The sequence below is a fragment of the Rhodanobacter ginsengiterrae genome (assembly GCF_050026815.1).
Taxonomy (GTDB): Bacteria; Pseudomonadota; Gammaproteobacteria; order Xanthomonadales; family Rhodanobacteraceae; genus Rhodanobacter; species Rhodanobacter ginsengiterrae.
The window spans coordinates 76043-93589 of sequence record NZ_JALBWO010000052.1 but is presented as its reverse complement, the minus strand read 5'-3'; the positions used below and the strand labels follow the sequence as shown (position 1 = coordinate 93589).

14 protein-coding genes are annotated in these 17547 nt (G+C 64.2%); 9 read left to right on the top strand and 5 right to left on the bottom strand.

Going from position 1 to position 17547, the window contains the following annotated elements:
- Nucleotides 1-49 precede the first annotated feature (49 nt).
- The 4 genes from grpE (at nucleotide 50) to dapB (ending at nucleotide 4753) form a co-directional block, all read left to right on the top strand.
- Complete coding sequence (gene grpE, locus ACQGNJ_RS08075; protein ID WP_426688725.1) at nucleotides 50-583, top strand: nucleotide exchange factor GrpE; 534 nt, start codon at nucleotides 50-52, stop codon at nucleotides 581-583.
- A gap of 155 nt (nucleotides 584-738) precedes the next feature.
- On the top strand, nucleotides 739-2655 hold the full coding sequence (gene dnaK / locus ACQGNJ_RS08070) for a molecular chaperone DnaK (protein WP_426688724.1): 1917 nt from the start codon (nucleotides 739-741) through the stop codon (nucleotides 2653-2655).
- Nucleotides 2656-2772: 117 nt separating this feature from the next.
- Nucleotides 2773-3897 carry a molecular chaperone DnaJ gene (gene dnaJ / locus ACQGNJ_RS08065; RefSeq protein ID WP_426688723.1) on the top strand — a complete coding sequence of 375 codons (1125 nt, stop codon included), beginning with the start codon at nucleotides 2773-2775 and terminating at the stop codon, nucleotides 3895-3897.
- Between the two features lie 55 nt (nucleotides 3898-3952).
- Nucleotides 3953-4753 (top strand): 4-hydroxy-tetrahydrodipicolinate reductase, encoded by an 801-nt coding sequence (gene dapB, locus ACQGNJ_RS08060; RefSeq protein ID WP_426688722.1) that lies wholly within the window; start codon nucleotides 3953-3955, stop codon nucleotides 4751-4753.
- A 437-nt stretch (nucleotides 4754-5190) separates the two neighbouring features.
- Here dapB and ACQGNJ_RS08055 read toward each other — a convergent pair whose 3' ends face one another.
- Nucleotides 5191-5886: a 2OG-Fe(II) oxygenase gene (locus tag ACQGNJ_RS08055; protein ID WP_426688721.1), complete on the bottom strand. Its 696-nt coding sequence runs from the start codon at nucleotides 5884-5886 to the stop codon at nucleotides 5191-5193.
- A gap of 213 nt (nucleotides 5887-6099) precedes the next feature.
- Here ACQGNJ_RS08055 and carA point away from each other — a divergent pair, with 213 nt between their 5' ends.
- Genes carA through greA form a run of 3 tightly spaced genes read left to right on the top strand, consistent with a single transcriptional unit; the run spans nucleotide 6100 to nucleotide 10929 of the window.
- Nucleotides 6100-7236 carry a glutamine-hydrolyzing carbamoyl-phosphate synthase small subunit gene (carA, locus tag ACQGNJ_RS08050; RefSeq protein WP_426688720.1) on the top strand — a complete coding sequence of 379 codons (1137 nt, stop codon included), beginning with the start codon at nucleotides 6100-6102 and terminating at the stop codon, nucleotides 7234-7236.
- Complete coding sequence (gene carB, locus ACQGNJ_RS08045; RefSeq protein ID WP_426688719.1) at nucleotides 7229-10456, top strand: carbamoyl-phosphate synthase large subunit; 3228 nt, start codon at nucleotides 7229-7231, stop codon at nucleotides 10454-10456. Before carA ends, carB begins: the two co-directional genes overlap by 8 nt.
- A complete protein-coding gene (gene greA / locus ACQGNJ_RS08040) occupies nucleotides 10453-10929 on the top strand; it encodes a transcription elongation factor GreA (protein WP_426688718.1) in 477 nt (158 codons plus the stop codon). The genes carB and greA overlap by 4 nt, the downstream gene beginning before the upstream one ends.
- A 104-nt stretch (nucleotides 10930-11033) precedes the next feature.
- On the opposite strand, the gene ykgO is transcribed toward greA, so the two are convergent.
- From ykgO to ACQGNJ_RS08020, 4 genes are all read right to left on the bottom strand, one after another.
- A complete protein-coding gene (gene ykgO / locus ACQGNJ_RS08035) occupies nucleotides 11034-11159 on the bottom strand; it encodes a type B 50S ribosomal protein L36 (protein ID WP_184418077.1) in 126 nt (41 codons plus the stop codon).
- Nucleotides 11160-11220: 61 nt separating this feature from the next.
- Nucleotides 11221-12132: a LysR substrate-binding domain-containing protein gene (locus tag ACQGNJ_RS08030; protein ID WP_426688717.1), complete on the bottom strand. Its 912-nt coding sequence runs from the start codon at nucleotides 12130-12132 to the stop codon at nucleotides 11221-11223.
- A 387-nt stretch (nucleotides 12133-12519) separates the two neighbouring features.
- A complete protein-coding gene (locus ACQGNJ_RS08025) occupies nucleotides 12520-14538 on the bottom strand; it encodes an oxidoreductase (protein ID WP_426688716.1) in 2019 nt (672 codons plus the stop codon).
- 86 nt (nucleotides 14539-14624) lie between these two features.
- Nucleotides 14625-14882 carry an acyl-CoA-binding protein gene (locus ACQGNJ_RS08020; RefSeq protein WP_426688715.1) on the bottom strand — a complete coding sequence of 86 codons (258 nt, stop codon included), beginning with the start codon at nucleotides 14880-14882 and terminating at the stop codon, nucleotides 14625-14627.
- A gap of 109 nt (nucleotides 14883-14991) precedes the next feature.
- On the opposite strand from ACQGNJ_RS08020, the gene cmk reads away from it, so the two are divergent.
- Together cmk and rpsA are read left to right on the top strand one after the other, a co-directional pair.
- Nucleotides 14992-15669, top strand: a complete 678-nt coding sequence (cmk, locus tag ACQGNJ_RS08015) for a (d)CMP kinase (RefSeq protein WP_426688714.1) — start codon at nucleotides 14992-14994, stop codon at nucleotides 15667-15669.
- A gap of 171 nt (nucleotides 15670-15840) precedes the next feature.
- The gene (gene rpsA / locus ACQGNJ_RS08010; RefSeq protein WP_426688713.1) at nucleotides 15841-17514 is read left to right on the top strand and encodes a 30S ribosomal protein S1; all 1674 of its coding nucleotides are present in this window, start codon (nucleotides 15841-15843) and stop codon (nucleotides 17512-17514) included.
- The last annotated feature ends 33 nt before the right edge of the window (nucleotides 17515-17547 follow it).

The following is a 17547-nucleotide window of genomic DNA, read 5'->3' as shown; positions in this document are numbered from 1 at the left end:
TAGGGACGGTCGGCAGGTTTGCCGGCCTCGACAATCGTTTGGAGTGAACATGCAGAACAATGATCCGGGTTCATCGGGCGACGTGTCGGCTGAGGACCATCCGGCCGATCTGGCCAGCGCCGAGCTGGAGGCCTTGCAGGCGCGCGTGGCCGAACTGGAAGCCAGCAACGCCGAATTGCGCGAGACCGTCTTGCGCGAGCACGCCGAGCTGGAGAACCAGCGCCGCCGCCTGCACCGCGACCTGGAGCAGGCCCGCCGGTTCGCCAACGAGAAGCTGCTGGGCGAGCTGTTGCCAGTCTACGACGGGTTGGAGAGCGGTCTGGCGATCGAGGGTGGCGATCTCACCTCGATGCGCGAAGGTCTCGGCCTGACCTTGAAAGCCTTGCTCAAGGTGGCCGAGAACCACGGCATGGCGCAGGTCGATCCGCTGGGCCAGCCGCTTGATCCCGAGCGTCACCACGCCGTGAGCATGGTCGAGGCCGACGGACAGGCGCCGGGGACGGTGGTCCGCGTGCTGCAAAAGGGTTACGTGCTGAATGATCGTTTGTTGCGTCCAGCGCTGGTGGCGGTGGCCAGGGACTGAACGATGGACTCGCTGGCGCCTGCCTGAACGGCATGCCGGCGAACCGCATGAATTCGCATTCGGGGCCTTGCCGGCATTGAATCACCCGTGCAGACCCCCATTTGAAAACCATCGCGGCCGCGGGGGCCGCACCAAGAAATCTGGAGAGCTTACACATGGGCAAGATCATCGGCATCGACCTGGGTACGACCAATTCCTGCGTGTCCGTGATGGACGGCACGTCGGCCAAGGTCATCGAGAATTCGGAAGGCGATCGCACCACGCCGTCCATCGTCGCCTTCAACAAGGATGGCGAAGTGCTGGTCGGTGCCTCGGCCAAGCGCCAGAGCGTGACCAATCCGAATAACACCTTCTATGCGGTGAAGCGCCTGATCGGCCGCAAGTTCACCGATGCCGAAGTGCAGAAAGATCTGCACATCGTTCCGTACAAGATCGTCGCGCACGACAACGGCGACGCCTGGGTCGAGACCTCCGACGGCAAGAAGATGGCGCCGCAGGAGATCGCCGCGAAAGTGCTGATGAAGATGAAGAAGACCGCCGAGGATTACCTCGGCGAGACGGTCACCGAAGCGGTGATCACCGTGCCGGCCTACTTCAACGACAGCCAGCGCCAGGCGACCAAGGACGCGGGCAAGATCGCCGGTCTCGACGTCAAGCGCATCATCAACGAGCCGACCGCGGCCGCACTGGCCTACGGCATGGACAAGAAGGGCGGTGACCGCAAGATCGCGGTATACGACCTGGGTGGCGGCACGTTTGACGTGTCGATAATCGAGATCGCCGAAGTCGATGGCGAGAAGCAGTTCGAGGTGCTGGCGACGAATGGCGACACCTTCCTTGGTGGCGAAGACTTCGACATGCGCGTCATCGACTACCTCGTCGACGAATTCAACAAGGAGCAGGGCATCGACCTGCGCAAGGATCCGCTGGCGCTGCAGCGCCTGAAGGATGCGGCCGAGCGCGCCAAGATCGAGCTGTCCACCAACCATCAGACCGATGTGAACCTGCCGTATGTCACGGCGGATGCGTCCGGCCCCAAGCATCTGAACATCAAGCTGACCCGCGCCAAGCTGGAATCGCTGGTGGAAGAGCTGGTCAAGCGCACCATCGAGCCGTGCCGCACCGCGCTGAATGACGCTGGCCTGCGGGTGTCCGATATCGACGACGTGATCCTGGTCGGTGGCCAGACCCGCATGCCCAAGGTGCAGGAGTCGGTGAAGGACTTCTTCGGCAAGGATCCGCGCAAGGACGTCAATCCGGATGAAGCTGTCGCTGTTGGCGCGGCGATCCAGGGCGGCGTGCTGGGCGGTACGGTCAAGGACGTGCTGCTGCTGGACGTCACCCCGCTGTCGCTGGGCATCGAGACGATGGGCGGCGTGATGACCAAGCTGATCGAGAAGAACACCACGGTGCCGACCAAGGCGGCGCAGACGTTCTCCACCGCCGACGACAACCAGACCGCTGTGACCGTGCACGTGCTGCAGGGCGAGCGCGAGCGTGCCAGCGCCAACAAGTCGCTGGGCAAGTTCGATCTGCAGGGCATTGAGGCGGCGCCGCGGGGCATGCCGCAGATCGAGGTTACCTTCGACATCGATGCCAACGGCATCCTGCATGTGTCGGCCAAGGACAAGAAGACCGGCAAGGAGCAGAAGATCGAGATCAAGGCCGGTTCGGGCCTGTCCGAGGACGAAATCCAGCGCATGGTGGCCGATGCCGAGGCGAACAAGGAAGAGGATCGCAAGTTCCACGAACTGGTGGCCACCCGCAACAAGGCCGATCAACTGGTGCACGCCACCCGCAGCGCACTGAAGGAGCATGGCGGCAAGGTGCCGGCCGATCAGCTTTCCGCCATCGAAGGCGCGTTGTCCGATCTGGAAAAGGTCAAGGACGGTGAGGACAAGGCGGCGATCGAGTCCAAGGTGGAGAAGCTGGAGCAGGCCGCTCAGGCCCTGCAGGCTGCAGCCCAGAGCGCTGGCTCGGCTGACGCCGGTGCGCAGTCTGCGCCGGGCGGCTCGGCGCAGCCTGACGATGTGGTCGATGCCGAGTTCACCGAAGTGAAAGACGGCAAGTAATCGCCGGCACGGTCGATGGCACCAGCCCGCGTCGGGAATTCCCGGCGCGGGCTGTGTGTTGATGCGGGCAGGGCATGGGCTCCTGCAGGGGCGCAAGATAGCTAGTGTGGATGCATGATGAGCAAGCGTGATTATTACGAAGTGCTGGGTGTCGAACGCGGCGTCACCGAGGCGGAGCTGAAGAAATCGTTCCGGCGATTGGCGATGAAATATCATCCCGATCGCAACGATGACCCGGCAGCGCAGGACAAGTTCAAGGAGGCCAAGGAGGCCTACGAGGTGCTGTCCGATACGCAGAAGCGCGCGATGTACGACCAGCATGGTCACGCGGCGTTCGAGCACGGCATGGGCGGTCGCGGCGGTGCCGGCTTCGGCGACGTGGGTGACATCTTTGGTGACATTTTTGGCGACATCTTCGGTCGCAGTGGCGGAGGGCGCGGACGCCCGCGTCGCGGTGCGGACTTGCGTTACATCATGGAGCTTGATCTGGAGGAAGCCGTGTTCGGCGTCAGCCGCCAGATCGAGGTTCCGACCCAGGTCAACTGCCATCATTGCAACGGCAGCGGCTCGGAAGACGGCAAGGTCAGCAAGTGCAAGACCTGCCACGGTCACGGCCAGGTGCGCATGCAGAACGGCATCTTCTCGATCCAGCAGGCCTGCCCGCATTGCGGTGGGACCGGCCAGGCGATCGAGAAGCCGTGCAGGAAATGTCACGGTGAGGGCCGGATCGAAGAGACCCGCACGCTGTCGGTGCAGATTCCCGAGGGCGTCGACAACGGCGATCGCATCCGTCTGACCGGGCAGGGCGAGGCCGGTCCAGCCGGCGCACCAGCCGGCGACCTGTACGTGGAAGTGCATGTGCGCGAGCACGCGATCTTCCAGCGTGAAGGCAACGACCTGTATTGCGAGCTGCCGATCCGCTTCTCGCAAGCTGCGCTGGGTGCCGAGCTTCCGGTGCCGACACTGGAAGGCGAGGTGCCGATCAGCATTCCGCAGGAAACCCAGACGGGTACCCAGTTCCGTCTCCGTGGGCGCGGCGTGAAGTCAGTGCGCAGCAGTCGCCACGGTGACCTCATCTGTCGGGTGGTGGTGGAGACGCCGGTGCGCCTGACCAAACAACAGCGTGAGCTGCTGGCGTCGCTGGAGGCCACGTTCGCCGGCAACGAGGCCAGCAAGCACACACCGCGTGCGAATGGCTGGGTCGATGGCGTGAAGAAGTTCTGGTCCAAAGTCACCGCGTGAGGCCGGCTGCCTGCGCGTTAGCATGTACGGATCGACCCACTGGAGCGCGCCACTGATGACCCCTCCCGTTCGCCTCGCGCTCAATGGCGCTTCCGGTCGCATGGGCCGCGCGTTGCTGGACCTGCTCGGTGAAGACGAGCGCTTCGAGCTGGTGCATGCGGTGGTGGCGCCGGGTTCGGCGATGGACGATCAGCAGGTGTTTGCCGGCTCGGCCACCAGCTTGCGTTATGCGCACGACTGGAGCCGGGCACCGGCGATCGACGTGACTGTCGACTTCAGCAGCCCGGCGGCGCTGGTACCGGCGCTGGACCACTGCCTGGCGCATGGCATTGCCCTGGTCAGTGGCACCACTGGCGTCGATCCGGCGCTGGAAGCGCGCTTGCTGGATGCCGGCCACCGGGTCGCGCTCCTGCGCGCGGCCAACTTCAGCCTCGGTGTCGCCGTGCTGACCCGATTGCTGCGCGAGGCCGCCGCCGCCTTGCCTGACTGGGACCTGGAAATCGTCGAGGCGCATCATGGCCGCAAGCAGGATGCGCCGTCCGGTACCGCGCTGGCGCTTGGCCACGCCGCCGCGGCCGCGCGTGCGACGACGCTGGAAGCCGCTGCCGTCTACAGTCGGGAGGGTTGCACCGGCGAGCGGTCAGCCGGAAGCATCGGTTTTGCGGTGGTGCGTGGCGGTGACATCGTCGGCGAGCACAATGCCATGCTGATAGGCCAGGGTGAACGGCTGGAACTGGGACATCGCGCGACCGATCGCTCCATTTTTGCGCGAGGCGCCCTGCACGCCGCGTACTGGCTGGCTGGCAGAGCGGCCGGCCCCTGGCAGCTGGATGACGTGATCGCCACGCCGCGTTGAGGAAGGTCGATCATTGATCGCAGGCGTTTCCTGACGTCGCCGGGCGAACCTCCGCTGTACATCGGGCCAGTGGTTGATTCCGCTCATCAGGCCGAAGCACGCGGCCACCAGCAACAGCAGCATCAGTAAACCCAGCTCCACGCCCGGCAAGCCGCCAAGCAGGGCACCGATGATCGACTTGCCTTCCAGCACGTGGCGAAGGCTGGGGAAGTCGGCAAACGCGGTGAGTGGGTCGTCCAGCCAGAACGACAACTTGGCGCCCATGGCGGCGCCGACGATCGCGCCAACGGCAACCCAGACCACATGCATGGTCATCGTCACCAAGGGCGGCGGGCGCCAGGCGACGCCGCGTCCACAGGAAGGCGCGAAAGCCGATCGCGTAAGCCAGTGCCTCGAAAACCGCGTGCAGCGCGACCGGCGACATCGGCGCTGCGCGCTCAATCTCGATGCGAGGCGTTGCGATCCCGGCCGGCGCCCAGCTTCCGGTCCAGACTGCCGACCAGCTTCTTGAACGCACGCGAGAACTTGCCGCGCTTGGTCTTGCGCAGCTTTTCCTGCTCGCTGGTCAACCACGCGACCTGGATGACACGTCGCTCGCCCTCGTAGGGCAGATGGCCGTGGAAGGAGTTTTCGCAGCGCTTGAATACCGCAAATTCCCCATACAAGGGGATCAGCTCCGGTGCGACCACGCTGTCGATGTCATCGATGCGTTGCAGGAATCGCAGGCAGCCGTCGCTGGTGTCCGGCCACTGGGGATTGAGGTAGATCAGCGCAGTGGCGATCTTGGACTTGCTGTCGGTGTGGATGGTCCCGTGGCGCTTGTTCAGCAGCCGGCACAGCGTGACCAGGGTGGGGTAGCGGCCAAGGTTCTCGATGCCCAGGCGCTGCCCGATCGCGCTGGCGAACGCAGGGGCGGTCATGTTCTCGATCAGGGCGTTGACGCTGGCTCCGCAGTCGACCGGATCGTACGGGAAGAAGCCGGCGCTGGCGTACCTGGGAAAATCGCGCTCCAGGTCACCACGCGCTTCATCCGGCAACTGGCCATGCGCCACCATGAACGGGAAAGGATCGTGCTGCACCGTGGTATCCGGGCGATCGAGACGCGCGGGATCAAGCAGGACGACAGCACTCATGGGACATCGTTCTCCGGCAAAATGTGGCCTAGTGTAGCGCTGCCCGCGCGACCGGAAGAGCGCGCAGTCGCGGGAATGGGTGAGCCGCGAGGTGGACAGAAACCACGTCGCCACTTATCATTTCCACCCGCCCAGATCCTTTCCCTCACAAGCTCCACAAGCCAGCAGTCGTGCGGCTTGCGGATTTTGCTGCATCAAAAAGGCGGTTACCGTATGCCTATTCCTGCTCTGCTGGCCCTTGAAGACGGCAGCGTGTTCCATGGTCACGCCGTCGGCGCCACCGGCGAAACCGTTGGCGAAGTCGTTTTCAATACCGCGATGACCGGTTACCAGGAGATCCTCACCGATCCCTCGTACTCGCGCCAGATCGTCACGCTGACCTATCCCCACATTGGCAATACCGGCATCAACGCCGAAGACGTCGAATCCACGGCTGTGCATGCCGCCGGACTGATCGTGCGCGACGTGCCGCGCCGGGCCAGCAACTGGCGCAGCACCGAAAGTCTGCCCGATTACCTGAAGCGGCACGGCACGGTGGCCATTGCCGGCATCGACACCCGCCGGTTGACTCGCATCCTGCGCGACAAGGGCGCGCTGGCCGGCTGCATCATGGCCGGCGCGCAGGTCGACGCCGAGGCGGCGCTGGCCAAGGCGCGTGCCTTCCCGGGTCTGAATGGCATGGACTTGGCCAAGGTGGTCAGTACCGCCAAATCCTACGTCTGGAACCAGGGCGTGTACGACCTGGATCGGGCTGCGTTCAACCAGCCGACGACGCGCTTCAAGGTCATCGCCTATGACTTCGGCACCAAGCTGAACATTCTGCGCCTGCTGGCCGAGCAAGGCTGCGAGGTCACCGTGGTGCCGGCGCAGACGCCAGCCACCGAGGTATTGGCGATGAAGCCCGACGGGGTGTTCCTGTCCAATGGCCCGGGCGATCCGGCGGCCTGCGACTACGCCATCGAAGCGACCAGGCAATTCCTCGACGCAAGGGTCGCGCTGTTCGGCATCTGCCTCGGCCATCAGTTGATGGGTCTGGCGCTCGGCGGCAAGACGGTGAAGATGAAGTTCGGCCATCACGGCGCCAACCATCCGGTCAAGGATCACGATGACGGCCGTGTGCTGATCACCTCGCAGAATCACGGCTTTGCCGTGGACCCGGCCACGCTGCCCGCCAATGTGCGGGTCACCCACACTTCGCTGTTCGACGGCTCGCTGCAGGGTTTTGCGCTGACCGATCGGCCCGCGTTCTGCTTCCAGGGTCACCCCGAGGCGAGCCCGGGCCCGCTCGACATGGGCTATCTGTTCAACCGTTTTGCGACCCTGATGCAGGAGGCCCGCACGCATGCCTAAGCGTACCGATATCAAGAGCGTGCTCATCATTGGTGCCGGTCCGATCGTGATCGGCCAGGCCTGCGAATTCGATTACTCCGGCGCGCAGGCCTGCAAGGCGCTCAAGGAAGAGGGCTACCGGGTGATCCTGGTGAACTCCAATCCCGCCACGATCATGACCGACCCGGAAACGGCCGATGCGGTCTACATCGAGCCGATCAACTGGCAGACGGTGGAGCGGATCATCGCCAAGGAACGCCCGGATGCCGTGCTGCCGACCATGGGCGGACAGACCGGTCTGAATTGCGCGCTGGATCTGGCCGACAACGGCGTGCTGGAGAAGTACAACGTCGAACTGATCGGTGCCAGGCGCGAAGCGATCCGCATGGCCGAGGACCGCGAGCTGTTCCGCGTGGCGATGGCGGAGATCGGGCTGGAATGCCCGAAAGCCGAGATTGTGCGTACCTTCGAGCAGGCGTTGCTGACGCAGGCCAAGGTCGGTTTCCCGACCGTGATACGGCCCAGTTTCACCCTGGGCGGCTCCGGCGGCGGCATCGCCTACAACCGCGAGGAGTTCGAGGAGATCGTCAAGCGCGGCCTGGAGCTGTCGCCGGTGGGCGAGGTGCTGGTCGAGGAATCCGTGCTCGGCTGGAAGGAATTCGAGATGGAAGTGGTTCGCGACACGGCGGACAACTGCATCATCGTCTGCTCGATCGAGAACCTCGATCCGATGGGCGTGCACACCGGCGACTCGATCACCGTGGCTCCGGCCCAAACCCTCACCGACAAGGAATACCAGCGCCTGCGCGATGCTTCCATCGCGGTGCTGCGCAAGATCGGCGTGGATACCGGCGGCTCCAACGTGCAGTTCGGCATCAATGCCGAGGACGGCCGCGTGGTGGTCATCGAGATGAATCCGCGCGTGTCGCGTTCGTCCGCGCTGGCCTCCAAGGCCACCGGCTTCCCGATTGCCAAGATCGCCGCGAAGCTGGCGGTGGGCTACACGCTGGACGAGCTGAAGAACGACATCACCGGCGGTCTTACCCCGGCCTCCTTCGAGCCATCGATCGATTACGTGGTCACCAAGATTCCGCGCTTCGCCTTCGAGAAGTTCCCGACGGCCGATGCACGCCTGACCACCCAGATGAAGTCGGTCGGCGAGGTGATGGCCATCGGCCGCACCTTCCACGAGTCGCTGCAGAAGGCCTTGCGCGGGCTGGAGATCGGCAAGACCGGCCTCAATCCGACCGGCCTGGATATCAGCGCCGACGATGGCCTGGCTACGCTCAAGCGCGAGCTGCGCGAACCGCGCCCCGATCGCGTGTTCCATCTGGCCGATGCGTTTCGCGCCGGGCTTTCCCTTGAGGAAGTGTTCAACCTCAGTCGGGTTGACCCCTGGTTCCTTGCTGCATTCGAGGACATCGTGCTGACCGAGGCGGAAGTCGTGACGCAGGGCATCACTGCGCTGGACGAACCGCGCATACGCGAACTGAAACGGCTCGGTTTCGCCGATGCACGCCTGGCGGAACTGCTGAATACCGACGAAGCCTCGATGCGTCATTTGCGCCATACGCTCGGTGTGCGCCCGGTGTACAAGCGGGTTGATTCCTGTGCGGCCGAGTTCGCGACCAGCACGGCCTACATGTATTCGACCTACGAGGAAGAGTGCGAGGCCAACCCGACTGACCGCGAAAAGATCATCGTGCTCGGCGGCGGCCCGAACCGGATCGGGCAGGGCATCGAGTTCGACTATTGCTGCGTGCACGCGTCGCTGGCACTGCGCGAGGATGGTTATGAAACCATCATGATCAACTGCAACCCGGAAACCGTATCGACCGATTACGACACTTCCGACCGCTTGTATTTCGAGCCGCTGACGCTGGAAGACGTACTCGAAATCGTGCATGTCGAGAAGCCGAAGGGTGTGATCGTGCAGTACGGCGGGCAGACCCCGCTGAAGCTGGCGCGTGCGCTGGAAGCGGCCGGCGTGCCAATCATTGGTACAAGTCCGGACAGCATCGACCTGGCCGAGGATCGCGAGCGCTTCCAGCAGATGATCGAGAAGATCGGCCTGAAGCAGCCGCCGAACCGCACCGCCCGGAACGCCGACGAGGCACTGGCCCTGGCGCGCGAGATCGGCTACCCGCTGGTGGTGCGGCCCAGTTATGTGCTCGGCGGCCGCGCGATGGAAGTGGTGCACGACGATGCCGACCTGTCGCGCTACATCCGCGATGCGGTGAAAGTCTCGAACGATTCCCCGGTGCTGCTGGATCGCTTCCTCGACCACGCGGTGGAGGTGGACGTGGACGTGATCGCCGATGCCGACGGCACCGTGCTGATCGGCGGCATCATGGAGCACATCGAGGAAGCCGGTGTCCATTCGGGCGACTCCTCCTGCTCGCTGCCACCGTATTCGCTGAGCCCGCAGATCCAGGATGAATTGCGTCGCCAGGTCACGGCCATGGCGAAGGAATTGAAGGTCATCGGGCTGATGAATACCCAGTTTGCGATCCAGGGCGACACCGTGTTCGTGCTGGAAGTGAATCCGCGCGCCTCGCGTACCGTGCCGTTCGTGTCCAAGGCCACCGGTGTTTCCCTGGCCAAGGTGGCGGCGCGGGTCATGGCCGGGCGTTCGCTGGCCAGCCTCGGCGCGACGCGCGAGGTGATCCCGGCGTACTACTCGGTGAAGGAGGCGATCTTCCCGTTCCTGAAGTTCCAGAACGTCGACCCGATCCTCGGTCCCGAAATGCGCTCCACCGGCGAAGTGATGGGCGTGGGGCGCAGTTTCGGCGCGGCGTTCGCTCGTGGCCACGAGGCTGCGGGCATCCGGACGCTCACCGTGGGCAAGGCTTTCCTGTCGGTGCGTGACGGCGACAAGGAGCGGCTGCTGCCGGTGGCGAAGGAGATCATCGCCCGCGGTTTCAATCTGGTGGCGACGTCAGGCACTGCCAGCTATCTGGCCGAACATGGCGTGGTCTGCGAGCGGATCAACAAGGTGCTGGAAGGACGCCCGCACATTGTCGACCTGATCAAGAACGGCGAGATCGCCTACATCGTCAATACCACCGAGGGCAAGCAGGCCATCGCCGACTCGTTCTCGATCCGGCGCGAGGCTCTGCAGCATCGCGTCACCTATTCCACCACCGTGGCAGGCGCGCGTGCGCTCGTTCACTCGCTGGATTTCCACAGCGACGGCGAAGTGCACAGTCTGCAGGAATTGCACAAGGAGCTCAGCGCATGAGTCGTGCCCCCATCACCAAAGCCGGTGCCGAGCGTCTGCGTGCCGAGCTCGACCGGCTGAAGTCGACCGACCGCCCGCGCATCATCGCGGCAATTGCCGAGGCACGTGCCCACGGTGACCTCAAGGAGAACGCCGAGTACCACGCCGCGCGCGAACTGCAGAGCTTCACCGAGGGCCGCATCGCGCAATTGGAGGCCTTGCTGTCGACCGCCGAAGTGATCGACGTGACGCAGTTGAACCCCGGCAAGCGGGTCGTCTTCGGTGCGATCGTGGATCTGGAAGACGAGGACAGCGGCGCCGCCGTGACCTACCAGATCGTCGGCGACCTGGAGGCCGACATCAAGCAGCGCCTGATCGCCGTGTCGTCGCCGATCGCCCGCGCACTGATCGGCAAGAGTGCCGGCGACAGTTTCGAATTCACCGCGCCGAACGGCGTCAAGCACTACGAAATCATCGACGTGCGCTACGAGTGAGCGCATCGCGGGTTCCGCTGGCGGCGACGCCGGAACCCGCGGGATGTCGGACACAAAAAAAGGCCGCTTGCGCGGCCTTCTTCGCATCCTCGTTGCGCGATGACTCAGCGCTGACGAGCCTTGAAACGGGGGTTGCTCTTGCAGATCACGAACACCTTGCCGCGACGGCGAACAACCTTGCAGTCGCGATGCCGCGACTTGGCGGACTTCAAAGAGTTAAGCACCTTCACGGCCAGCTCCTGACACAAAAGAATAAAGTAAGCTCGCAATGGTAACCACTTGAAGGCCTTATCACAAGCCCGACGTGTTGGCGCTTTCGGCAACGGTGGTCAGGAACTGTTGCAGCACCGGTGAGGTGTCATCCACCCGCGACGCCAATGCCAACAGCAAATAGGCGTCAGCGTCTTCCAGCGGTACGTAGCTGACCCCCGCCAGGCGCACAACCCGCATGCTGGCCGGGACCAGTGCCAGCCCCAGGCCGCCGGCAACCAGCGCCAGCAGGCCGTTGACCTGCTGGGCATGCTGGATGATGGTCGGCTGGAAGCCTGCTCGCGTGGCCAGCTTCACCAGCCGGTCGTAGAGTGTGGCGACCAGTTGCCGCGGTTGCGAGACAAACGCATTGCCAGCGACTTCGGCCAGGTGCAGGCTGCTGCGTCCGGCCAACGGGTGGCCGGTGGGAAGTGCCAGCAGCAAGGGCTCGCGGTCGATCACCGTCAGCCGCAAGCTGCGCGTCGCCTGGGGATGGGTGGGCTCGTCGCGGACAAAGCCGACATCGATCTGGCCGCCGAGCAGGGCGGCGAACTGCGGTTCGGTGTACATCTCGCTCAGTTGCAGACTGACCCTGGGGGCGACCTGGCCATAGCGGAGCAGAGCTTGCGGCAGCGCCGGATGAAACGACACCGAGACGCTGTAGGCCAATCGCAGCTGGCCGGTATATCCTGCGGCGGCGGCCGAGACCTGGCTGCGTGCCTCGTCGACCTTGGCCAGAATCTGCCTTGCCTGATCGAGGAACACGCGGCCCGGTTCGGTCAGCGCAACATGGCGCTTGTTGCGTTCCAGCAGGCGGACCTCGAGATCTTCCTCAAGGGCACGGATCTGCTGGGATAGCGGCGGCTGGGACAAGTGCAGGCGCAGCGCGGCACGGGTGAAGCTCAGCTCCTCGGCCACGGCCACGAAATAGCGCAACTGGCGAAGATCAAACATATAGCGTTATCAAATTACCGGGGCACTAAATATATATTAGATACTTTATTCGGTCGATCATAAAATGACGCCGTCCCGCCACTTCCCCTCCCCCCTAGTGGCGGCGGCCCCCGCCCCGCAGCGACGCTAAATACGACGTCCGGTTCAACTCCCCCCCTGAACCCACGTTGATGCGTCTTCCCTGCGGGGCGCTTTCTTTTGCATGACGACAAGCGCGCTGCCTTGCAGCGCGCTTGTCGTCTGTCGACTGCGTGCAAGGCTCGGCGCGTTGGTCGCCGGTCGCAGTCTCCGTGAGGATGTAGGTTCTGGATGACGGGCAGCTCCGCCAGCGCCGTGTCGGCACCTGGTCAGCGGAAGAGGGCGGCAAAACCGTCCTCCGCATCCGGACTAGATCTTGCTGGCCAAGCGGGTGCCCTGGTCGATGGCACGCTTGGCGTCGAGTTCTGCCGCTACATCGGCACCACCGATCACGTGCACCGTGACACCGGCGGCGATCAGCTCGTCCGCCAGTCCCCGGTTCGGTTCCTGACCGGCACAGATCACCACGTGGTCGACCGGCAGGGTCTGCGGCTTGCCGTCGAGCGTGATGTGCAGGCCCTGATCATCGAAGCGCTCGTAGCCAACCTTGCCCAGCATGGTCACGCGCTTGGCTTTCAGCGTGGCCCGGTGTACCCAGCCAGTCGTCTTGTTCAGCCGCGCGCCGGGTCGCCCCTCGCTGCGCTGGAGCAGCCACACCTGCCGTGCCGGCGGCTCCGGAAGCGAGGGTTGCAGGCCGCTGCGCTGCTGGAGATCCATGTCCACGCCCCATTCGCGGGTCCAGCGGGTCACGTCGGTGGTGGTTGAGGGCGGATGCTCGACCAGGAATTCGGCCACGTCGAATCCGATGCCGCCGGCGCCGATGATGGCGACGCGCGCGCCTACCGGCCGGTGACGGGCCAGCACGTCCAGGTAGCTCAGCACGCGCGGATCGTCGCTGCCGGGAAAGCTCACCTGACGCGGCGTGATGCCGGTGGCGATGACCACTTCGTCGAAGCCGGCCTCGCGCAATGAAGCCGCATCCGCCAGTTGGCCGAGTCGCACCTCGACCCCGGCGTCCTGCAACTGGTGACGGAAGTAGCGCAGGGTCTCGTGGAATTCCTCCTTGCCCGGAATCTGCTTGGCGTAGTTGAACTGACCGCCGATTTCGCTGGCCTGATCGATAAGGGTCACCGCATGGCCGCGCTCGCCCAGGGTGCTGGCACAGGCCATGCCGGCGGGGCCGGCACCGATCACCGCGATGCGCTTGCGGGTAAGCGCCGGTTCGATCTTCAGTTCGGTTTCATGGCAGGCGCGCGGATTCACCAGACAGCTGGCGCGCCGGTTCTGGAACACATGGTCGAGGCAGGCCTGATTGCAGGCGATGCAGGTGTTGATCCGCGCGCTGCGGCCGGCTTTGGCCTTGTTGGCCCAGGCGGGATCGGCCAGCAGCGGACGTGCCATCGACACCATGTCCGCTTCGCCGCCAGCCAGGATGCGCTCGGCCACATCGGGCATGTTGATGCGATTGGTAGCAACCAGGGGAATCGCCACCTCGCCCTTCAGTTTCCGCGTAACCCAGGCGAATCCGGCGCGTGGCACGCTGGTGACGATGGTCGGGATGCGCGCCTCGTGCCAGCCGATGCCGGTGTTGATGATGCTGGCGCCGGCGCTTTCGATGCCCTTGGCCAGCGTGACGATTTCATCCCAGTCCTGGCCGCCTTCGACAAGATCGAGCATGGACAGTCGATATATGATGATGAAGTCCCGCCCGAGGGCTTCACGCGTGCGACGGACGATCTCGACCGGGAAGCGCATGCGACGAGCGGCATCGCCGCCCCAGCGATCGCTGCGCTGGTTGGTCCGTGCGGCGATGAACTCGTTGATCAGATAGCCCTCCGAACCCATGACTTCGACGCCGTCGTAACCCGCCTCCCGGGCCAGCTTGGCGCAATGCACGAAGTCGTCGATGGTGCGCTCGACGCCCCGCGCCGAGAGCGCGCGCGGGGTGAACGGGGTAATCGGCGACTTGATCTTCGAAGGCGCCACCGACAACGGGTGGTAACCGTAGCGACCGGCGTGCAGGATCTGCATGCAGATTCGGCCGCCCTCGGCATGGACGGCGGTGGTGAGCTTGCGATGGCGCGGCTTGTGCCAGGGCATGGTGAGCCGGCCGCCGAACGGCTTCAGCCAGCCTTCGATGCTTGGCGAGATACCACCGGTGACCATCAGGCCCACGCCGCCACGAGCCCGCTCGGCGAAGTACGCAGCCAGTTTGTCGTAGTCACTGGCCTTGTCTTCCAGCCCGGTGTGCATCGAGCCCATCAGGATGCGGTTGGGCAAGGTGACGTGGCCCAGATCGAGCGGGGCAAACAGATGGGGATAGTTCATGCGATCCACGAGCGGCTCAAACGATCGTATGAATGTGCCGGTGTTCGCTATCGGAATGCAAGCGTCTTGCAGGTCGGACGTCGAACTCAGGCCAGCAGTTGGTGTACCAGTGCGATGTAGCGACGCATCGCTTCTTCTTCGGCAACACCGTTCAACTGCGCCCAGGCCTCGTGCTTGGCGGTGCCGACAAAGTCGAAGAAACCGGGCTGGGTGCGCTTCAAGTCGCCCTCCGAGCCCTGCTTGTAGAGGGCATACAGCTTCAGCAGGGTGTCATTGTCGGGGCGGCTGGCCAGCCGCTGGATGTCGCTGGCTGCCTGTTCGAACTCGTTGCGAAGATCGGTCATGAGGCAGCCAGATGTCGCTTGTACAAGGGTGGGAGGGGTAGATAGCACGCGTCCGGAACGGGGTCAACGCGTTAAACTGCCCGCTTTGCCGTTCAGCCAGGATCCCGCCATGAGCCATGCCCCCGCACCCGTACTCACCATTGACGGACCATCGGGATCGGGCAAGGGCACCATCAGCGCGCTGGTCGCCGAACGGCTGGGCTGGCGCCTGCTCGATTCCGGGGCGCTCTATCGCGCCGTGGGCTATGCCGCCGGCATGGCCGGACTCGACCTGTCGGACGAGGAGGCGGTGACCCGCTGCGCACAGTCCACCAAAATCCAGTTTCGTGCAGCTGCAGATGGCGGCGAGACCCGGGTGATCGTCAACGGTCACGACGCGACCGACGAGTTGCGTACGGAAACGGCCGGCGCAGCGGCTTCGGCGATTGCCTCGATGCCCCCCGTGCGGCAGGCCCTGGTGGCGCTGCAGCTGGGGTTTCGCAAGTCGCCGGGGCTGGTTGCCGATGGACGCGACATGGGTACGGTGATCTTTCCGGATGCCGCCTTCAAGGTTTTCCTCACCGCCAGCGCCGCCGAAAGGGCGAAAAGACGCTATAAGCAGTTGAAGGAAAAGGGACTCAGCGTTACACTTGCTGGCCTTCAGCACGAAATTGAGGCGCGTGACAGCCGCGATGCATCGCGCGCCGTGGCGCCGCTCAAGCCCGCCGCTGATGCCTTGCTGGTGGATACCACCGGCATGGGCATCGACGAGGTCGTTGCGAAAGTATTTGCCGTCGTGCGGTCCTGAGCGGATTGCTTGGCGGCGTTCGTGCTCCTGCCGCGGCAGGGGTTTTGGCCAACGGTGATGGCGGACGGTTCCAGGTGAACCCCCCATACACCCTCAACCGGTGGATCCGAAGTTCGCGCATCAACCATTCCAGCGCAATGAACCACGATCCTTTCCCACTATGGAATCAACATGACTGAAAGTTTTGCCGAACTGTTTGAACAGAGCCAAGGCGCTATTTCCAAGCTGAAGCCCGGCGCCATCGTCACCGGTATCGTTGTGGAAATCCGCAATGACGTCGTCGTGATCAACGCTGGCCTGAAGAGCGAAGGCATCGTCCCGATCGAGCAGTTCAAGAGCGAAGACGGTGTGCTGGAAGTGCAGGTGGGCGACGAGGTGAAGGTAGCCCTCGAAGCTTTGGAAGACGGTTTCGGCGAGACCAAGCTGTCGCGCGAGAAAGCCAAGCGCTCGATGGTGTGGGACGACCTCGAGCAGGCGTTCGACAAGGAAGAGACCATCAAGGGCATGATCTCGGGCAAGGTCAAGGGCGGTTTCACCGTCGACATCAAGGACGTTCGCGCGTTCCTGCCCGGTTCGCTGGTCGACGTGCGCCCGGTGCGCGAGCCGACCTACCTCGAGGGCAAGGAACTCGAGTTCAAGATCATCAAGCTCGATCGCAAGCGCAACAACGTGGTGGTCAGCCGCCGCGCCGTTGTCGAGACCGAGTTCTCCGCCGAACGCGAGCAGCTGCTTGAGCGCCTGACCGAGGGTGCCGTCGTCAAGGGTGTGGTGAAGAACCTCACCGACTACGGCGCGTTCGTGGACCTGGGCGGCATCGACGGTCTGCTGCACATCACCGACATGGCGTGGAAGCGCGTGCGTCACCCGTCCGAAGTGGTCAACGTCGGCGACGAGCTGGACGTGCGCGTGCTGAAGTACGACAAGGAGCGCAACCGCGTTTCGCTGGGCCTGAAGCAGCTGGGCGACGACCCGTGGGTCGCCATCGCCCGCCGCTACCCGGTCGGCAGCCGCCTGTTCGGCAAGGTTTCCAACGTTACCGATTACGGCTGCTTCGTCGAGATCGAGCCGGGCGTGGAAGGCCTGGTGCACGTGTCCGAGATGGACTGGACCAACAAGAACGTCAACCCGGCCAAGGTGGTTCAGGTCGGTGACGAGACCGAAGTCACCGTGCTGGACGTGGACGAGGAGCGTCGCCGCATCTCGCTGGGTATCAAGCAGACCCGCTCGAACCCGTGGGAAGCCTTCGCAGCGATGCACAAGAAGGGCGACAAGGTCTCCGGCCAGATCAAGTCGATCACCGACTTCGGCGTGTTCATCGGCCTGGACGGCGGCATCGACGGCCTGGTGCACCTGTCCGACATCTCCTGGCAGATGTCCGGCGAAGATCTGGTTCGCAACTTCAAGAAGGGCGACGAGATCGAGGCCGTGGTGCTTGCAGTGGACCCGGAGCGTGAGCGCATCTCGCTCGGCATCAAGCAGATGGAGCAGGATCCGTTCGGCCAGTTCATGGCGGCGAATCCGCGCGGCACCATCGTCAACGGCACCGTCAAGGAAGTCGATGCGAAGGGTGCGGTGATCGATCTGGGCGAGGGCGTCGAGGGTTACCTGCGTGCCAACGACATCGCCAAGGAGCGGATCGAGGATGCCACGCTGCATCTGAAGGTCGGCGACGCGGTTGAAGCCAAGTTCACCGGCATGGATCGCAAGGGTCGCCAGCTGGCGCTCTCGATTCGCGCCAAGGACGAGGAAGATGCACCGGATACCTCGGTGGATTACTCCTCGGCCGCCAGTGGCACGACCAAGCTTGGTGCGCTGCTCAAGGAGCAGTTCAACAAGGCCGATTGATCGCTTGCATCAGTCTGACAGCGGGGCGGCGCA

Bases quoted from the DNA above. Each gene is read 5' to 3' on its own strand.
- ACQGNJ_RS08020 (WP_426688715.1), bottom strand. From the start codon at position 14,882: ATGACCGATCTTCGCAACGAGTTCGAACAGGCAGCCAGCGACATCCAG.
- dnaJ (WP_426688723.1), top strand. From the start codon at position 2,773: ATGAGCAAGCGTGATTATTACGAAGTGCTGGGTGTCGAACGCGGCGTC.
- greA (WP_426688718.1), top strand. From the start codon at position 10,453: ATGAGTCGTGCCCCCATCACCAAAGCCGGTGCCGAGCGTCTGCGTGCC.
- carB (WP_426688719.1), top strand. From the start codon at position 7,229: ATGCCTAAGCGTACCGATATCAAGAGCGTGCTCATCATTGGTGCCGGT.
- cmk (WP_426688714.1), top strand. From the start codon at position 14,992: ATGAGCCATGCCCCCGCACCCGTACTCACCATTGACGGACCATCGGGA.
- ACQGNJ_RS08025 (WP_426688716.1), bottom strand. From the start codon at position 14,538: ATGAACTATCCCCATCTGTTTGCCCCGCTCGATCTGGGCCACGTCACC.
- ACQGNJ_RS08055 (WP_426688721.1), bottom strand. From the start codon at position 5,886: ATGAGTGCTGTCGTCCTGCTTGATCCCGCGCGTCTCGATCGCCCGGAT.
- rpsA (WP_426688713.1), top strand. From the start codon at position 15,841: ATGACTGAAAGTTTTGCCGAACTGTTTGAACAGAGCCAAGGCGCTATT.
- dnaK (WP_426688724.1), top strand. From the start codon at position 739: ATGGGCAAGATCATCGGCATCGACCTGGGTACGACCAATTCCTGCGTG.
- grpE (WP_426688725.1), top strand. From the start codon at position 50: ATGCAGAACAATGATCCGGGTTCATCGGGCGACGTGTCGGCTGAGGAC.
- carA (WP_426688720.1), top strand. From the start codon at position 6,100: ATGCCTATTCCTGCTCTGCTGGCCCTTGAAGACGGCAGCGTGTTCCAT.
- ACQGNJ_RS08030 (WP_426688717.1), bottom strand. From the start codon at position 12,132: ATGTTTGATCTTCGCCAGTTGCGCTATTTCGTGGCCGTGGCCGAGGAG.
- dapB (WP_426688722.1), top strand. From the start codon at position 3,953: ATGACCCCTCCCGTTCGCCTCGCGCTCAATGGCGCTTCCGGTCGCATG.